11 protein-coding genes and 1 pseudogene are annotated in these 17,698 nt (G+C 39.6%); 8 read left to right on the forward strand and 4 right to left on the reverse strand.

Features of this window, described 5'->3' with window-relative positions:
• The first annotated feature begins 73 nt into the window (after positions 1 to 73).
• The 3 genes from CIK86_RS04525 (at position 74) to CIK86_RS04535 (ending at position 7,127) form a co-directional block, all read left to right on the forward strand.
• Complete coding sequence (locus CIK86_RS04525; RefSeq protein WP_086993316.1) at positions 74 to 2,962, forward strand: ligand-binding sensor domain-containing diguanylate cyclase; 2,889 nt, start codon at positions 74 to 76, stop codon at positions 2,960 to 2,962.
• Positions 2,963 to 3,020: 58 nt separating this feature from the next.
• Positions 3,021 to 3,845: a M90 family metallopeptidase gene (locus CIK86_RS04530; protein WP_011327855.1), complete on the forward strand. Its 825-nt coding sequence runs from the start codon at positions 3,021 to 3,023 to the stop codon at positions 3,843 to 3,845.
• 99 nt (positions 3,846 to 3,944) lie between these two features.
• Positions 3,945 to 7,127 (forward strand): amidohydrolase family protein, encoded by a 3,183-nt coding sequence (locus CIK86_RS04535; RefSeq protein ID WP_086993317.1) that lies wholly within the window; start codon positions 3,945 to 3,947, stop codon positions 7,125 to 7,127.
• A gap of 127 nt (positions 7,128 to 7,254) precedes the next feature.
• Here the strand turns inward: CIK86_RS04535 and CIK86_RS04540 are convergent, their stop codons facing one another.
• Positions 7,255 to 7,596 carry a hypothetical protein gene (locus tag CIK86_RS04540; RefSeq protein ID WP_011327857.1) on the reverse strand — a complete coding sequence of 114 codons (342 nt, stop codon included), beginning with the start codon at positions 7,594 to 7,596 and terminating at the stop codon, positions 7,255 to 7,257.
• A 150-nt stretch (positions 7,597 to 7,746) separates the two neighbouring features.
• Here CIK86_RS04540 and CIK86_RS04545 point away from each other — a divergent pair, with 150 nt between their 5' ends.
• From CIK86_RS04545 to CIK86_RS04565, 4 genes and pseudogenes are all read left to right on the forward strand, one after another.
• Positions 7,747 to 8,499, forward strand: coding sequence for a Nif3-like dinuclear metal center hexameric protein (locus CIK86_RS04545; RefSeq protein WP_011327858.1), 753 nt, complete (start codon positions 7,747 to 7,749; stop codon positions 8,497 to 8,499).
• A gap of 295 nt (positions 8,500 to 8,794) precedes the next feature.
• Entirely contained in the window at positions 8,795 to 9,127 is a 333-nt protein-coding gene (locus CIK86_RS04550) for a YnfA family protein (protein WP_041454392.1), read from the forward strand.
• Positions 9,128 to 9,234: 107 nt separating this feature from the next.
• Positions 9,235 to 9,638: pseudogene (locus CIK86_RS04555) on the forward strand (VOC family protein).
• 106 nt (positions 9,639 to 9,744) lie between these two features.
• Positions 9,745 to 10,926 carry an MFS transporter gene (locus CIK86_RS04565; RefSeq protein WP_086993320.1) on the forward strand — a complete coding sequence of 394 codons (1,182 nt, stop codon included), beginning with the start codon at positions 9,745 to 9,747 and terminating at the stop codon, positions 10,924 to 10,926.
• A 384-nt stretch (positions 10,927 to 11,310) separates the two neighbouring features.
• Here CIK86_RS04565 and CIK86_RS04570 read toward each other — a convergent pair whose 3' ends face one another.
• From CIK86_RS04570 to CIK86_RS04585, 3 genes are all read right to left on the reverse strand, one after another.
• Positions 11,311 to 12,075, reverse strand: coding sequence for a YdcF family protein (locus CIK86_RS04570; RefSeq protein ID WP_080516809.1), 765 nt, complete (start codon positions 12,073 to 12,075; stop codon positions 11,311 to 11,313).
• Positions 12,076 to 12,128: 53 nt separating this feature from the next.
• Positions 12,129 to 13,016 (reverse strand): LysR family transcriptional regulator, encoded by an 888-nt coding sequence (locus CIK86_RS04575; RefSeq protein WP_011327866.1) that lies wholly within the window; start codon positions 13,014 to 13,016, stop codon positions 12,129 to 12,131.
• Between the two features lie 579 nt (positions 13,017 to 13,595).
• On the reverse strand, positions 13,596 to 15,965 hold the full coding sequence (locus CIK86_RS04585) for a GGDEF domain-containing protein (protein ID WP_086993322.1): 2,370 nt from the start codon (positions 15,963 to 15,965) through the stop codon (positions 13,596 to 13,598).
• A gap of 206 nt (positions 15,966 to 16,171) precedes the next feature.
• On the opposite strand from CIK86_RS04585, the gene pyrC reads away from it, so the two are divergent.
• Positions 16,172 to 17,224, forward strand: a complete 1,053-nt coding sequence (gene pyrC / locus CIK86_RS04590; protein ID WP_086993324.1) for a dihydroorotase — start codon at positions 16,172 to 16,174, stop codon at positions 17,222 to 17,224.
• Positions 17,225 to 17,698 lie beyond the last annotated feature (474 nt).

Raw genomic sequence — 17,698 nt, forward strand, 5'->3', positions numbered from 1 at the left:
TTAATCACTTAGGATTGCGTTAAATTTAGTGGGTAATACTAATTAATCAATAATAATTATAAAGGTCGCAGTGATGAAGCATTTAGGGATTTTATGTGTATTTTTCGTCATGTTCACGTGTCAGGTGCAGTCACAAACTCGTTTACCTTTAAGTGATTATTTTTTTGAAACATGGAATACCCGCTCAGGCCTGCCTCACAATAGTATTAATAGCTTAGCGCAAACTCAAGACGGTTATTTATGGATAGCAACATGGGAGGGTTTAGCGCGCTTTAATGGCCAAGAATTTAAACTATTTACTCGCGCTGAAATAAATAATCTTCCCGACTCAGGGCTTCGTGCACTTACTCCTACCGATGACGGCGGCTTATTAATAGCCGGTGCAAGAGGTGGTATCAGCTTATATCAATATAGACAGTGGAATACTCAGCCGAGTGCCTCAGCTATGGTTAATCACATAATTAAAAGTAACGATGACGGGTTTTGGCTGGCATTAGAAAACGATGGCGTATTTTACCGCGGGGCTAATAGTAAACACGATCAGGCCATTGTTCATAATGTTAGCGCCTATCGTGTGCTTGAAGATGCCAATGGCGTTATTTGGGCTGCTACTAGCGATGGTTTATATAAAATTGTTGATCAGCAAGCAAGCTTAATAACAGCCGATGACGGGCTACCCAATGCAGCAGTTTATACGCTACTACTTACTCGCCAAGGGAAATTAATTATTGGCAGTGAGCGCGGCGCTTATATTCTCAAAGACGCAGTATTTACTGCCATCCATCCACAGCTCAGTGTCGAGTCTATTTCTAGTTTATTAGAAGATAACCACGGTGATTTATGGTTTGGCACTATTAATAAAGGTATTTTTCGACTCAGTGTGGCTGGGCTTGAGCAATTAGATGCGAAAGGCGGACTCCCTGCTAATAGAATATTGTCTTTATTACAAGATAGAGAAAACAGTATTTGGGTGGGCACTAATGCCGGGCTGTTTAGATTAAGGGAGGCGCCATTTACCGCCTGGACTACTAAGCGGGGTTTAGCTGGGGATTACGTGCGAACGGTATTATCGCACTCCGATGGTAGCTTATGGGTAGGGAGTAGTGCCGGCCTTAACAAAATTAAAAATAATAATGTAATTCAAATAGAAGGTGCTAAAGAAGGTTCTCCCTATTCGGTATTGAGTTTACTGGAGGGCGAGGATGGCGATGTATGGATAGGCACTTATACATCGGGTGTATTAAAGGTCAGTAATAATAAAATAACGCCTTATTTAAATCGTAGTAATGGCCTTGGGAGTAACGAAGTAAGAGGGCTATTACTCGATTCCAAACAGCGATTATGGATCGGCTCTGCTATGGGGTTAACGCGAGTTGAAAAAGATGGCTCATTAGTGCAATTTACCAATGAAAAAGAGCTGCCTAGCGGTTTTATTTTAGCACTCAGTGAAGATAACAAAGGCAATGTTTGGATTGGCACCGGCAATGGGGTTGTGGTGTTTAATATACTAACTGAGCAATTTAGTGCTATAAGCTTTCCAGCGCAATTTGCTGCCGAGTATGGATTTGGTTTTTATTTCGATGACGACTACACATGGATGACGACAGATCGTGGATTAATGCGCTATGAGCACAGTGCGGGCAAAATGGCTATTTTAGGGCGGGAGCAAGGGCTGCCAGTCGATAAGTTATTTCAAATTGTGGCTCATAAAGATTCATTTTGGTTATCGAGTAACCGCGGGGTTATTCAGGTTGATCGCCAGCACGTTAATCATGTTCTTGATGAAAAACAAAAAAATATAAATATTCCACTCGTATTTCAACTTTATGACGAGGGCGATGGCATGCTCAGTGCACAAGTTAATGGCGGCTCGACCCCATCAGCAACAGTGCATAAAGATGGCACCATTTGGTTTGCTACTGCAAAAGGAGTAAGCGCGCTAAAACCTGAGTTATTGCAAGCATCAAGCAAAGTAGATTTGCCTACTATGATTGAGAGCTTTAGCGTTAACGGCAGAGCAACAGCGCTCCCATTAGATGGTGAAACAGTATTATTGCCGCCTAATGTTTCAAGATTATCTTTTCAGTATGCGGGTTTGAGTTTTATTATGCCGCAGCGTTTAAGTTTTCAAACACAGTTAGAAGGTTTTAATAAAGAGTGGGTAAACCGCCAGCACATGACAGGTGCAGAATACACCAACTTACCTGCAGGTAAGTATACGTTTAAGGTGCGCGCCGGTTATCCAAATACGCAATGGCAGCAAAATGAGCAAGAAATTCGCTTTGTAATTCAAGCACATTACTGGCAAAAGTTGAGCTTTAAATTAATGCTGTTTTTTACTTTTTTAGTCACTATATATGCTATTTATAAGTACCGCTTATATCATTATAAAAAAGTAGAGGCAGAGCTAACTAAACGAGTAGAAAAGCAAACACAGGACCTTCAAGAACAGGCAAACGCCTTTGCTTATCAAGCCACTCACGACCAACTTACTGATATGCCAAACCGGCGCGCTTTCGATAGTTGGTTAGCAGCAAATTTTGCCACTTATAAGCAGCAAAATAAAATATTAGCTATTGCTATCATGGATATAGATCACTTTAAGCGGGTGAACGATGGCTGGTCACATATTGTTGGCGATAAAGTTATTTGTGAAATAGCCAAAATACTCAAATCGCATTGCGAAGGTGAGCAGCAAGTAGCTCGCTGGGGCGGGGAGGAATTTACCTTAGTATTTCCTAACAAAACAGCAGCAGAAGCAAAGCTCATGTGTGAACTATTACGGGAGGATATTGCAAGTAACGATTTTTCAGTAATTGCAGAAGGGTTGCATCAAGTAACCGTAAGTTTTGGTGTTTCTGACTCTAATAATATAGACGATTACGACCGACTGTTATCGGGAGCCGATCAGGCATTATACAAAGCCAAAAACGGTGGCCGTAATCGTACCGAAATCATGTAATTGAAAAGTGCCTCAGTCGCACACATATAGAGAGTATACATTGAGCGAAGGCATCAGCATGATAAATGGATTGTTAATTGTTATCTTAATTATTTTTGTGGTTATTTTTTGGCGTTGGCCAGCTATTCAAAATAGATTATGGCAACGTAAATATAAAACTCTTGAGCTTAATTCGCAGCAAAAAGATATTTTACTGCGTTGTATGCCTATTTATAAAAAAATGACCGATGCTGATAGAGCAAAGTTAGAGCGTCATATTATGTGGTTTTTAAGTGAAAAGCGCTTTGTAGGGTGCGATGGCTTAAAACTAACAGGTGCAATGAAGCTAATTGTAGCAGCCGATGCCTGCTTGCTTGTGCTCAATAAACCTTGGCCACTTTACAAAAATGTAAAAGAAATACTCCTATATCCAAGTGCTTATTATGCGCCGCAGTTAACGCGTGATAGCGCTGGCTTAGTTAGCTATCATAATGCAATTAGGCTAGGTGAGTCGTGGCCAGGTGGTACATTAGTACTCAGTTGGCACGACGTTCTTGAGGGAAATAGATTACCCAGTGATGGCCATAATTTAGTGTTTCATGAATTTGCGCATCAGCTAGATCAAGAAACCGGCAAAACAACCGGTACGCCGTTACTTAAAACAGCAGCCGAGTATAAAGAATGGGGGCGTGTATTTAGTCGTGCCTTTAACCAGTTAAAAAGTCATGTTGCTTATAGTATGGAGCATGTTATTCATAGTTATGGCGCGACTAATGAGGCTGAGTTTTTTGCGGTGATCACCGAAACCTTTTTAGAGAAGCCGGCAGAACTGCGCCGATATGACCCTGAAATTTATCGCTTGCTGGTGGACTATTATCAATTTGACCCTATAGTCTGGCATTAATTTACGGCATTTCATCTTATAACGCTGGCAACTTGTCGGCGTTTTTGTTGCAATCATGTAAGAGAGTTACATAGAGCAACAATAATAAGTGAGAATTGCATGAAAAAAATGCTGCAAACGGTGCTAGCTTTATCTGTGTCATTGGCACTAGGCAACGCACAAGCCCAACAAGACGATGAGCCAAAATGGCAAGTAGATTCACCTAAAGGGCAATTTGTAGATGCCACCATTAGTGTTGATCAAGGCACATGGATGAACCTAGATATTAGCCCTGATGGTAAAACACTGGTGTTTGATTTACTTGGCGATATTTATACTATGCCAATAAGTGGCGGCAATGCCACACAACTTACCTCAGATATTGCATGGCAAATGCAACCGCGCTTTAGCCCAAATGGTAAACACATTGCTTTTACCTCAGATCAAGGTGGCGGCGATAATATTTGGATTATGGATTTAAACGGCGAAAACCAAAGTGCAGTAACCGACGAAACCTTTCGCTTATTAAACAGCCCTGCATGGAGTCCTGATGGCGACTACCTAGTTGCACGTAAACACTTTACCGCAAGTCGCTCATTAGGGGCAGGCGAAGTATGGCTTTATCATAAAGCGGGTGGTAAAGGAGTACAGCTTACCAAGCGAGCTGACGATCAAAAAGATTTGGGTGAGCCGATGTTTTCGCCCGATGGTCGTTATGTGTACTTTTCGCATGATGCAACACCAGGTAAAACCTTTCACTATTCAAAAGACTCTGTGGCGGGAATTTATAAAATAAAACGTTACGACCGTGAAACCGGCGAAATTGAAACGGTGATTAGTGGCATGGGTGGCGCAATAAGACCAACCCCCTCACCCGATGGTAAAAAGCTTGCTTATATAAAGCGTGACGACTTTCAAACTAGCCTGTACTTATACGACTTAACTAGCGGTGAGCACACTAAACTGTACGATAAGTTAGAACGCGATATGCAAGAAACTTGGGCTATTCATGGTGTTTACCCCACGATTGCTTGGACGCCAGATAATCAACAACTGGTATTTTGGGCTGGTGGCACAATACATAAACTCGATGTTAGCGATAAATCGGTAGAAACCATTGCTTTTAAAGTACAAACCACTAAAAAAATTCAAAAAGCAGTGCGTTTTACTCAAAACCTCGATACTGATGAGTTTGATGTAAAAATGCTGCGTAACGTACAAATTAGCCCCGATGGTGAAACGGCTATTTTTGAAGCGTTAGGACACATTTATAAACGTGATTTAGAATCAGGTAAAATTAAGCGTTTAACCAAACAAACCGATCATTACGAGTTATTTGCGCAGTACTCGCGCGATGGCAAAAAAATAGTGTACACCACGTGGGACGATAACGAGCAAGGTCAAGTACGTGTGGTTTCTGCGAGCAGTGGCCGTGGTGACACCATAACTGAGCAACCGGGTAAGTACGTTGAGCCTACCTTTAGCCCAGATGGTAAAACAGTGGTTTATCGCAAAGCCACCGGTGGCAGTATTTTAAACCCTAAGTGGTCACTAAACCCAGGAGTTTACAGCGTAAGTACTAAAGGCGGCAAAAGTGAGTTAATTTCAAAAAATGGCTATCAGCCACAGTTTGGCGCAGCTAACGATCGAGTGTACATCATGAGCCCGTGGCCAAAACCAACGCTGAGTGTAGTAGAGCTTGATACTAAAAAAGTGCGTAAGCTTTACGAATCTGAGCATGCCACCGAGTTTAGAGTATCGCCAGATGGCCAATATCTTGCGTTTGCTGAGCGCTTTAAAGTATTTGTAACACCGTTCGTAGAAAGCGGTAAAACGCTTAATATTAGCCCTACAGACAACCAATTTCCTATTGAGCAGTTATCTGTTCGTGCGGGAGAAAATATTAGCTGGAGCGCTAATAGCAATAAACTGTATTGGACTTTAGGTCCTGAGCTTTATCATGCCAGCCTTGAGGGTATGTTTGCTATTAATAAAGCTGACGATAAAGACTTTAAAGTAAAAAGTGGCGATAACATTAGTTTTAGTAAAAAAATGGCTGAGCCAAAGGGCATGATAGCTCTAACGGGCGCTAAAATTATTACTATGGATGGCGAAAAAGTTATTGAAAATGGTGTGATTATCACCGATGGTAAGCATATAAAAGCCATTGGTACAGCCGCTGAAGTAAGCATTCCCAAAGGTGCTAAAGTAGTTGATGTAACGGGCAAAACGATTATGCCAGGGATAGTCGACGCCCACGCACATGGCTCGCAAGCAAGTGATGAAATTATTCCACAACAAAACTGGAAAAACTTTGCAGGGCTTGCATTAGGTGTAACTACAATTCACGACCCATCAAACGACACCTCAGAAATATTCACCGCCAGTGAAATGCAAAAAGCAGGCATGATAGTTGGCCCGCGTATATTCTCTACCGGTACTATTTTGTATGGCGCCAATATGCCAGGGTATACCTCGCATATTGACTCGTTAGATGATGCTAAATTTCATTTAGAGCGTTTAAAAAAGGTTGGCGCGTTTAGTGTTAAATCGTACAACCAACCACGTCGCGAGCAACGCCAGCAAGTAATAGAAGCGGGGCGTGAACTGCAAATGATGGTAGTACCCGAAGGTGGCTCATTACTACAACATAACCTAAGTATGATAGTAGATGGGCATACAGGCATTGAGCATTCAATTCCGGTAGAGCATATTTACGACGATATAAAACAGCTGTGGTCACAAAGTGATGTAGGTTATACACCAACGCTTGTTGTAGCCTATGGCGGTATTTGGGGCGAAAATTACTGGTACGATAAAACGGATGTGTGGAATCACCCACGGTTAAGTAAATTTGTGCCTAAAAACCAATTATTACCGCGCTCAATGCGCCGCGTTAAAGCACCCGAGCATCACTATAACCATTTTAACAATGCCCGCGTAGCTGCTGAGCTGCAAGACCTAGGTGTACTAGTTAACTTAGGAGCGCATGGCCAACGTGAAGGTTTAGGTGCGCATTGGGAAATGTGGATGTTTGCCCAAGGTGGCATGACCCCACTTGAAGCAATTAGAGCCTCTACACTCGATCCAGCTAAGTACTTAGGGCTAGATAAAAACGTCGGATCGCTAGAAGTAGGTAAACTTGCTGATTTAATGGTAATTGATGGCGATCCGCTAAGTAATATCCGCGACTCAGACAAAATTGACTACACCATGATCAACGGCCGCTTATTTAATGCCGCAACTATGGTTGAGGTGGGTAAAAAACAGCGTAAACCACTTTATTTTGAAAACAACAAATAACATTTAAAGTTAGAGTTTAAATAACGTTAACGCATTTAAAAGCGGCTAACTTAGTGTTAAGTTAGCCGCTTTTTTTAGGCATAAAAAAACCGCTTAACGCGGTTTATTTTAAAATCACATTAGGATGTTAAACAACACCGCGCGGTAAACGGCAATCGTGCTCTTTACGCGCTAATTCTACAATCCAAAACTCTTCAGCTGTATAACCGTCTTCATTTTCGGTAACAACAGTAAATGGTGCTTTTTTCTGTGCTTTAGCAGGCGCAGCCACTTTAGTTTTTTTCGTTTTAGCAGTTTTGCCAGAAGTTAACTTTTTAGTTAACTCTGCTACATCAGCTAGGCGTAAATTTTTGCCGCCATCGATGCTGTACCAGCCAGGTTTTGTAGTGATTTCAGGTTTTTTACCGTTGGCAGCTTCATACGCTGATTCAAAGGCAGATAACACTGCTGTTTTGTCTAGTTTGCTCATTAGAGACCCTATACGTTGTTAACACAGATAAAGAAGTCCTATTTATACCTATTTTAAAAGTGTTTTTCAATTTTTTGCGATTTTCCTTCCATTTTAGCTCATAAACAGCCAAAATTTGCACAAAATTCAGTGTTAAGTAAGGTAGCTTGTATGCAACGTCGAGAATTTAACCAGCTGTTAAATGACATTTTAAAACCCCACACAATTAATGATTTTTGCCCAAATGGCCTACAAATTGAAGGCAAAAATGAAATTAAAACCATAATTACTGGTGTTACTGCAAGCCAAGCACTGATTGATGCTGCAATAGAAAAAAATGCTGATGCAATATTAGTGCACCATGGTTATTTTTGGAAAGGCGAATCACAACCAATTACAGGTATGAAAAAACGCCGCATTGGTGCGTTATTAGCAAATGACATTAACTTATTTGCTTATCATTTACCGCTCGATATACATCCGGTACTTGGTAATAACGCACAATTAGCACTGTTGCTAGATATTGAAATTGAAGCGGGTTTAGAGCCTGTTGCAAACAGCGTAGCAATGAAAGGGCGTTTAAAAACACCGTTAACGGGTGAAGAGTTTGCCAATAAAATAGCTCAAGTGTTAAACAGATCACCACTGAGCAGTTTAGTACGAACCGATAAAATAGAGACAATTGGGTTATGCACCGGTGGCGGGCAAGGTTACATTGACCTAGCTGCAGAGCAAGGCCTTGACGCCTACTTAACTGGCGAAGCCTCGGAGCAAACTATTCATAGCTCGCGCGAGCAAAATATTGATTTTTTTGCCGCAGGGCACCACGCCACAGAGCGCTACGGCATTAAAGCATTAGGTGAGCTACTCGCTCAAGAGCATGGTTTTGACGTCACATTTATTGACATAGATAACCCAGTATAAATAGTTAAAAATGCAATAAATATAAAATCATCATTAGCTCTCATGGCTTTGGTAAACAATACAAAAAACCATATTAATACATGTGTTAGTGAAGGTTGCGGCTGGGTGGTTTTTACTAAATACAAAGTGACAGGTAAAGCTTAAGCTACTAACCTATGCGGCTATTTTATATTTATGAGCTGCTCTAGATTTAAGTCGTGATCGCGTTTTTGGGGAATGCTTGAAGCCGTTTTTCTATAACTAGAAACTTCAGAGCCTTCAGAGCCTCGAATCTAAGTAATGAGAGGAGTCACTTTTGAGCGAAATGAAAATATTTGGTCTTTTTTTAATTACGGCTTTGGCAGAAATTATTGGCTGTTATTTACCATACCTTTGGTTGCGTGAGGGGAAATCGGTTTGGTTACTGGTTCCTGCAGCCCTCAGCCTGGCTATATTTGCTTGGTTATTGTCGTTGCATCCAGCCGCTGCAGGTAGGGTTTATGCTGCTTATGGTGGCGTGTATATTTTCATGGCTATTTTGTGGTTGTGGGCTGTTGATGGTATTCGTCCAACTACATGGGATCTTGTGGGGTCTGGTGTAGCACTTGTAGGTATGGCTATAATAATGTTTGCTCCACGTAGCGTATAACAATAGTATCAGAGGTGGTAGTTTCCATCACGGAAAATAAAAAACACCTATTTTAAGGTTTGTAATTGCAGCGTAGTTAGTAAAGCTGCACATATCCGGAAATTACCATGTCTAAATCAGTTCAACCGCACATTAAAAATGTAGCTCTAATCGTTAAAAACTACGATGGTGCTATCGCGTTGTATACTAAAAAACTTCAATTTACACTCCTCGAAGATACTGATTTAGGTGGCGGGAAGCGCTGAGTTTAGGTTTATCTTCCCTATTCTAATGGTACGAATTTACTAGGAGCACAAACGAGCAGACACAAGCTGTTGGTAACCAAACCGGTGGACGTGTTTTCTTATTTTTACAGACCAACGATTTCTGGCGAGACTATGAGCTAATGAAAGCAAATGATGTTGTATTTAATGAAGAGCCATGAGTTGAAGAGTATGGCGCAGTAGTGTTTTTTCAAGACCTATATAGTAATAAATGGGATTTACTGCAACTCAACAGCACAACCAAATAGTATGCACTTAACAATAGACTATAGGAACAACAGCTGTTTTCACCATATACTTAATCTGGCAGCATCTAAGCCAATAAATTTAAAAAATTAAGAACCGATAAAAATTATGAGCACTGAAAATATTTCTCAAAAAACCGCTAGCTTATTCCCATGGCTGATTATGATCTTGATGTCGTCAGTGACCTTTGTAGGGATATTATCGGAGCTGATGCCCTCAGGTGTTATGCCTTTAATGATGGCCGATCTCAATATTAGTGAGATGCAAACAGGTAATTTGGTGGGCTACTACGCCATTGCTTCAGCGATATTTGCAATTCCGCTCATTTCAATGACGATGCAATTTAATCGCAAGCACTTACTGCTGATTTTGTTGAGTGGCTTTGCCGTTTCAAACATTGTGGTTGGGCTGATTGATAATTATAACGTTATTATTTTTCTTAGAATTATCGGAGGCATTTGTGCAGGTGTGATGTGGCCAATGATTGCAGCTTACGGTATGCGACTGGTAGATGAGGAACATCATGGCAAGTCTATTGCGGTTATTATGGCAGGCACCACGCTGGGAATTAGTCTTGGTATGCCCATAATGACCACTATTGGCAATGAATATGGCTGGCGAAGTGAGTTTATTGGCTTTGGGCTGGTTATTATTGCTATTGCAGTTATTAGCTTTTTTGCTTTGCCTTCTACGCCCGGTGAAAAGCTGAGCAAAAGCTCCTCACCTTTTGCGGTATTAACAAATCCAGCTGTACTAGTTATTCTTGTGCTTACCTTGCTTGGTGTAACCGCACATTATGGTGCCTATGTTTACATTACAAGCCTGGTTGAGGAAATTGGTTTAGCTGGTGGGATTGAAAGTGCTTTATTGTTTTTTGGTATAGGTTCGATGATTTCTGTTTTTTTAGCTATAAAACTTATCGATAAATACCTGCGGCTATTAACAATAACCATGTTTGCATTACTTATTGTTTCTATGCTCACATTACTAATGTTTGGCAAAGTAAAAGGTGTAGGGCATTTTGCTTTTTTTATCTGGGGTCTTTCATTTGGTCCCTTAGTCACTTTAATGCAGGCCGCCGTTAGCAGGCAGGTAAAAAATGCTAAAGATGTTGCTACTTCAGTTCAGTCCTCGGTATTTAATTTATCCGTTATGATCGCATCTTCTGTTGCTGGGCTGCTGCTGGGGATTTATTCACCTATGAGCTTGGTGTACTTTGCCGTTGCTTTATCTATTCCGGGTATTATTATCTCATTTTTTGCGAAAAAAACTTTAAGTAAAGTGTTTTAGAAAAACTTATTGATACTAAGAAAATAAAATCTATACAGTTAAAGTGAAGTGGCCAATTGAAAGGTAGTGTAACTAATATTACTCCCTCTAGTGCCGGATGATGATGGTTATAGTTATAGCTTGTTCATGCAGCAAAATGGCCTAAAGTGAGCTCCCTATGTATCTGCTTTAGCATTTGGAATTTGACTCTAAGCGCGATGGAAAGTCACTGCTTGTTGCTTAACAAAGTAATCAAAGCTGTCTTTGGTAAGTGCACTAACACGTGTAACTTTGTGGGATGTTATGTGGCGCATTGGCAAAAGTGTTATAAATTAACAAAACCGGACACCTATTTAAGTAATCCGGTTTAATACACTATTTGTAATTTACTGTGTTGAACTTACGTTAAAGTGCTTCTGGGTCTATCCAACGGCGCATGCTGATCCACGCTTTACCCACTACCTCATGGCTGTATTGTGTTACTACATGCAAAGCTTGGGCATTTGGTACGAGTTGTTTGTGCCAAGGTAATACAGCAAAGTTATGATAATCAGTTGCCGCTGTTATTACCTCAACACCTTGGGCGTTAAATAAATCTTTTGCGCGCGGCATATGTAAAACTGAAGTAACCAATGCCACTTTGTAGTCAACTAATGTGGGGGCTAATAATCTTGCTTCGGCTGGGGTATCCATAGCCGCTGGATTTTGCACTAAGCGATTTTTATTAATGCCTAAATTTATTGCTGTGTTATACATTAAGCTACTATTAGTGACTTTTTGGTATCCGCCGCCCGATACAATAAGTTGTGCATTTGGGTAGAGTTTGGCTAGCTTTATGCCTTCGACTAAACGAGTAAGTGCGCAGTTGCCAAGTTGGTTATTAGCACTTAAAGCCGTGTTGGGGTTAATGTCGCAACCGAGTACGACTATTTTGTCAATTTTTGGCTGTTTTAATGAATTAAATGCCAGTGCGGGTGACTCGTTATTTTTTATAATTAGGTTAGCAACCAGCGGTGTGCTGACTAAAAGCAGCGCCGCTAAGCTTATAAAAGATAAAAATAAAGCAGATCTTTTACCTCTAAATGCCAAAAGTAGCATAATAAGGGCAAATAGACCCAATAAAGGCAGTGGCATTAATAAACCACCCAATAATTTTTTAATGGCAAACATAATGAGTAATATAAAAAGCTAAGTTAGCTTTATATTACTCATGTGTAAGATGTTTATCGACCGTTATTTAACTTACAGGTATTTAAAAAGTGACGATAAACAGGGTTGTCTTTCATTTCTTTTTTCATCGCTAAATACATAGGGCGAGTTAAGCCTAATGCTCCTAGCGGAATTGACTTAATTAATCCTTGGCTTTCGTAAGGTGTAACCAGCCAGTCGGGTAATGCAGCCACGCCCATGCCCGCACTAACGAGTTGAAAAATAAGTAATCCCTGGTCAACTGTTTTAAGTGTGCCATCAAAACGGGCATTTTGAATAAAGTGTTTAAAAATATCTTGGCGTTCGCGCGGAATAGGGTAGGAAATAATAGTTTCGTTTTTTAAATCAAGCGCAGTTACATAGGCTTTTTTAGCAAGATCATGGTCGGGGGCAACAATGAGCTTTAATTTAAAGTCGAATAAATGGGCGTATTCTAGCTGGTCGGGTTCGCGTATATCTGAGGTGAGCACTAGGTCAAGTTCATCACTTAATAAATCAGGGATGGCGTCGTAGCTAAAACCGCGTTCGTAATCAATTTTTATATCGGGCCAAAAGTTATTAAATTCTTTAATTGTTGGCAATAACCAATGAAAGCACGCATGGCACTCAACACTTAAGCGCATTTGTGAAATAGGCTGGTTTAAACTTTCTTTTAAGCGGCACTTGGTTGCTTCTACTTTTGGTAATATTTCGTGGGCTAATTCAAGTAATAGCATACCTTGGGGGGTAAATCGTACTGGTTGGGTTTTTCTCTCGAACAATTGGCAGTCTAATTTGTTCTCTAAATCTTTGATTTGATGTGATAAAGCCGATTGCGTTAAAAATAACTCACGTGCGGTATTAACCAAAGATCCCGTTTCTTTTAAGGTAGCAATGGTTTTTAAGTGTTTAAGACCAATCATCTTTAAAAATTCTCATGAAAAAGGTGAGTTTAACTCAGAGTAAGCACATATTACGCTTTTACAAAAAACGTTTCAACGTCTAGAAGGCTGTTAATTGTGTTTTATTAGTAACCTCTATGCTTAACATTAAGTTTTTTAATCATGAAAGTCATTTTAAAATAGATTTGATGGATTTTGCATGAGTTTAGCTCATGTTGGGTTTTGGTGTGATTACTAAAAATATTGTGGGCGAGCATGGATTTATTACAAAGGTTTGAAATGTTGATTACCCGAATGACACTGACCAAGTGTATTAGGATATTAATACAGCTAAGATGCCCAGTATTGCATGGATAAAAAGCAATTATTCACAAAGCAGCTAAAGCACCGGTTGCGCGTTTGCGGGTAAATCCAGGTTGTGGTTTAAAAACCAGAGCATGGGAATAAACCCGCCAAGCACTTACCAACATGGTTAAAACAACCAAAGAGCTGCGTGAAGAGTTAAAGGTTAGATCTACACCTTAAAAATGTAGCTTACGTATATTACTTATATAAAAATAATCGTAAAAATAAGCCAGCAATAATTAGCTGGCTTTTTTATTATAGTGGGGCGTCGATTAGTAAAATAGCTTCTTGGGCTGTTACCGGTTTTGATTTTAAATAGCCTTGCCCGTAATTGCACTGCGTAGTTTGTAAAATAGCGAGTTGCTCAGCAGTTTCAATCCCCTCAGCAACCACTGCAAGATTAAGTGATATTGCTAGCGACAAAATAGCATCAACGAGTGGGTTGGCAGAGTCATGTAAGTGATCAATAAAGCTCTTATCTATTTTTAAAATATGAATAGGTAGCTGATGTAAGTAACCAAGCGCTGAGTAACCTGTGCCAAAGTCATCAAGGCAAAGCTTTACTTTTAATGGCGATAAGCCTTCAATTATTTGCGTAGCTAAGTCTAAATTTTCGATTAACCCCGATTCAGTAATTTCTAAACACAAAGACCCCAGTGGGAGCTGATATTTATTATAAATAGCGTGAATTTGTGCCACAAAATCTAAACTAGCAAAGTGACGAGACGAGACATTAACAGTGACTTTTAAAAACCGGTGTCCTTGTTGATGCCAAGTGCTAATTTGTTGTGCGGCTAAATCTAATAAATGTAAGTCTAAATTAATTATTTGCCCGGTTTTTTCAGCAATTGGAATAAAGTCATTTGGCGGTACAAACCCTTTACTGGGATGATGCCAACGAACAAGTGCTTCAAAACCGATTACTTCACATGTTGCAATGGTAAATATAGGCTGAAAATACAGCTCAAACTCATTGTGCTCTATACCGTGTTGTAAGTCGTTTTCAATATCGGCATGTGTTTTAAGCTTTTTGCGCATAATATTATTAAATAGCTTAACTTGTCCGCGTCCTGTCGATTTAGCTTCGTACATAGCTGCATCAGCTTGTTGCAATAAAATATAGGCTTTGTCGTTTTCGTTATCACTTAATGCTACGCCAATACTTGTAGATGCTTGTAATAGATGGCCGTCAATATTAATTGGCTTTGAAAGGGCAAGTTGTATGCGTTTGAGCGCATCCGTTACCTGATTGCGGTGAGTGATGCTTTCCATAAAAATAGCAAACTCATCGCCACCTAAACGTGAAAATGTGTCGGTATTGCGCACCGTGCCTTTAATTAATTGGCATATTTTTATTAAAAAGTGATCACCCACTTCATGACCAAGTGAATCATTAATACTTTTAAAGCGATCAAAATCTAAATAGAGTAAGGCGTGGCTAGTGCCTTTTTTTGCTCTTGCAAGGCGTAAAATAGCATGCTTAATTCGCTCAATAAGTAATGAGCGATTAGCTAGGCCAGTGAGGTCATCGTGCAGGGCGCGGTGCTCTAGTTCTTGGCGAGCTAATTGGCGATCAATCGCCATACTTATTTGTCGGCTAACATAGGTCAGCAGCGCATTATCGTGTTGACTGTAATGTAGTGCTTTATCGTAACTTTGCACTACTATAACACCGCTATGGCGATCGTTTACCCTAAATGGGACACCTAACCAAGATTCTGCGCGCCTACCCACCATTTTAAAATGCTGTTGTTCTACATGGTGTAAAAACTCACTATTAGTGAGCAGTAAAGATTGCTCCGTAACTAATAAATAATACGAGGCAGTGTCTTTTAATTGCTCTTTTGAAATTTTTTGATGGCTGTTGGTTTTAATGCCTTCTTCAACAATATAAACAATATCTAACACGTCAATTTGTTTATCGTATAGCGCTATAAAAAAGTTATCGGCAGGGAGTAAACTATTAATAATTAAATGCAGCGATTCAAAAAAAACGTCTAAATTTTTAGCTTTATAAGTTAAGTTTGCAATTTGCAGCAGGCTATTTTCTAACTTTTGGGCATTATTTAATTGTAAAACCATTGTTTGTAAGCTGTTTACCGAATTAACTTGGTTTATTTTGGCACTTAATAAGTGAGCAACCGTAGTGAGTATTTCGAGGTGCGAGTTAGTAAAGTAATTTTTAATTGGGTGCTCACAATCTATTACCCCTAAAACATGATCTTTGTATATAAGTGGAACACATATTTCAGATTGAGCAGGGCGCTCATCAGCAATGTAGCGGCTATCTTTGGTTACATCGCCAATCATGATTGCTTTAGCTGTGGTTGCTACATAGCCGGTGATACCTTCATCAAAGCGGATCACTTTTCTCTGTGCTTGATATTCTTTGCGCTCACTGGCAACGCCCATAGAAGCGGCTTGAATAAGCGTTAAATTGGCAGTATCAGCAAGATAAATAACACAATCAACAAAGCCAAGCCTATTAATCACTTGGGTAGTTACATATTCAAATAGCTCATCAAGCGTATCTAATTGCAGCAAGCTTGAGGAGAACTGATTAATTATACTCAGCTGATCGGTTTTAACTTCGAGCGCTGTAGTGATATCTACTTTGTTAGGCATAGCAAATAATGTAGTTCTTAGTTAAGTATAAATACGGGTACTAATTTAACATGGTATTAACTTTCCTACAAAACAAAATGATAATTGCTTTATGTAAACTGTAAAGTTTAATTGCAGCGCTACAAAGGTTGATTATTTATAATAAGATCTTTACTCGAAAACATCCTATGCCTATGATCGGATAAATTTAGCTTAGGGACCAACTCATGACCGTTAAAAATACAGACTCTGCAGCAACACTCACTATTACCAGGCCAGATGATTGGCATGTACACTTACGTGATGGTGATCAATTAAAAGACACGGTTCGTGATATTAGCCGTTATATGGGTCGAGCAATTATTATGCCTAATTTAATGCCGCCAGCAACTTGTACAGATACGGCATTAGCATACAGAGAACGTATAATGGCTGCAGGCCCACAAGGCAATTTTGAGCCTTTAATGGTGCTATACCTTACAGATAAAACAACCCCAGATGAAATAATAAAAGCCAAAGCAACTGGCAAAATAGTTGCAGCAAAACTATATCCGGCAGGTGCAACAACAAATTCAGACTCAGGTGTTACCTCAATTAAAAATATTTACCCTGTTTTAGCTGCAATGCAAGACGTAGGCATGCTGCTTTTAATACACGGTGAGGTGACAGATTCGTCTATTGATATTTTTGACCGTGAAAAAATATTTATCGAAACGATTTTAGGTGATGTAGTAACTGACTTTCCTGAGCTAAAAATAGTACTTGAGCATATTACAACCAAAGATGCGGTAGAGTTTGTAACTAATGCGCCGGATAATGTTGCAGCAACAATTACTGCTCATCACTTACTGTACAATCGCAACCATATGCTGGCAGGGGGCATTCGCCCACATTATTACTGTTTACCTATTTTAAAACGTAATATTCACCAACATGCTTTAATGGCTGCTGCAGTAAGTGGTAATAAAAAATTCTTTTTAGGTACTGACTCAGCGCCTCATTATAAAGATAAAAAAGAAGCTGCGTGTGGTTGTGCAGGAGCTTATACCGCACATGCTGCTATTGAGTTATACGCAGAGGCATTTGAAGGCGCTGGTAAACTAGACAAACTGGAAGGCTTTGCAAGCTTTTTTGGACCAGACTTTTATGGCCTTGCACGTAATAAAGATACCATTACTTTAGAAAGAAGCCCGTGGCAAGTGCCTGCAAGTTATACGCTTGGCGACTCACAAGTAGTACCTATAAAGGCAGAGGATACAATTGACTGGCAAGTTAAGTAGCCTGGTTGCTCACAATACCTAAAATTTTTAAAGCCGTTTAGCTTAGCTAAGCGGCTTTTTCATTTTTTAAACGGAGTTTAAAGTTTAGGTAGAATCAGCTGGTAATTTTAGAAAAGCGCTTTAGATTTATTGTTAGATGATTATAGAAAATACTAAAGCGTTTAATAGTATCGCCAGCAAGGTGACAATTACAGGATAAAATCTATATTTATTTGCTTTTAAATTAACCGTTTAAGAAAAAAAATCAGAAACAACGCATTATTGATAAATATTTTCTAATTAATAGAGCGAAATAAAATTTAATGTGCTAATCTTAACTTGCTTTGAGTTTTTGCCTAATGAATTTACGGATGTTGTGCTGCGTTTAAGGTTACCGGTTTGGTTATTACTTCTTCCTGTACTGTACCTCCATATTTTTGAGCATTGATTCAAGGAGGATATTGCCATAATAATATGGCTGAATTTTAATTATTG

The sequence above is a fragment of the Pseudoalteromonas sp. JB197 genome, assembly GCF_002332205.1.
GTDB lineage: Bacteria > Pseudomonadota > Gammaproteobacteria > Enterobacterales > Alteromonadaceae > Pseudoalteromonas > Pseudoalteromonas nigrifaciens.

Excerpts from the sequence above, each read along its gene's own strand:
- CIK86_RS04570 (WP_080516809.1), bottom strand. The coding sequence starts at position 12,075 with ATGTTTGCCATTAAAAAATTATTGGGTGGTTTATTAATGCCACTGCCT.
- CIK86_RS04565 (WP_086993320.1), top strand. The coding sequence starts at position 9,745 with ATGAGCACTGAAAATATTTCTCAAAAAACCGCTAGCTTATTCCCATGG.
- CIK86_RS04540 (WP_011327857.1), bottom strand. The coding sequence starts at position 7,596 with ATGAGCAAACTAGACAAAACAGCAGTGTTATCTGCCTTTGAATCAGCG.
- CIK86_RS04535 (WP_086993317.1), top strand. The coding sequence starts at position 3,945 with ATGAAAAAAATGCTGCAAACGGTGCTAGCTTTATCTGTGTCATTGGCA.
- pyrC (WP_086993324.1), top strand. The coding sequence starts at position 16,172 with ATGACCGTTAAAAATACAGACTCTGCAGCAACACTCACTATTACCAGG.
- CIK86_RS04545 (WP_011327858.1), top strand. The coding sequence starts at position 7,747 with ATGCAACGTCGAGAATTTAACCAGCTGTTAAATGACATTTTAAAACCC.
- CIK86_RS04530 (WP_011327855.1), top strand. The coding sequence starts at position 3,021 with ATGATAAATGGATTGTTAATTGTTATCTTAATTATTTTTGTGGTTATT.
- CIK86_RS04575 (WP_011327866.1), bottom strand. The coding sequence starts at position 13,016 with ATGATTGGTCTTAAACACTTAAAAACCATTGCTACCTTAAAAGAAACG.
- CIK86_RS04525 (WP_086993316.1), top strand. The coding sequence starts at position 74 with ATGAAGCATTTAGGGATTTTATGTGTATTTTTCGTCATGTTCACGTGT.
- CIK86_RS04585 (WP_086993322.1), bottom strand. The coding sequence starts at position 15,965 with ATGCCTAACAAAGTAGATATCACTACAGCGCTCGAAGTTAAAACCGAT.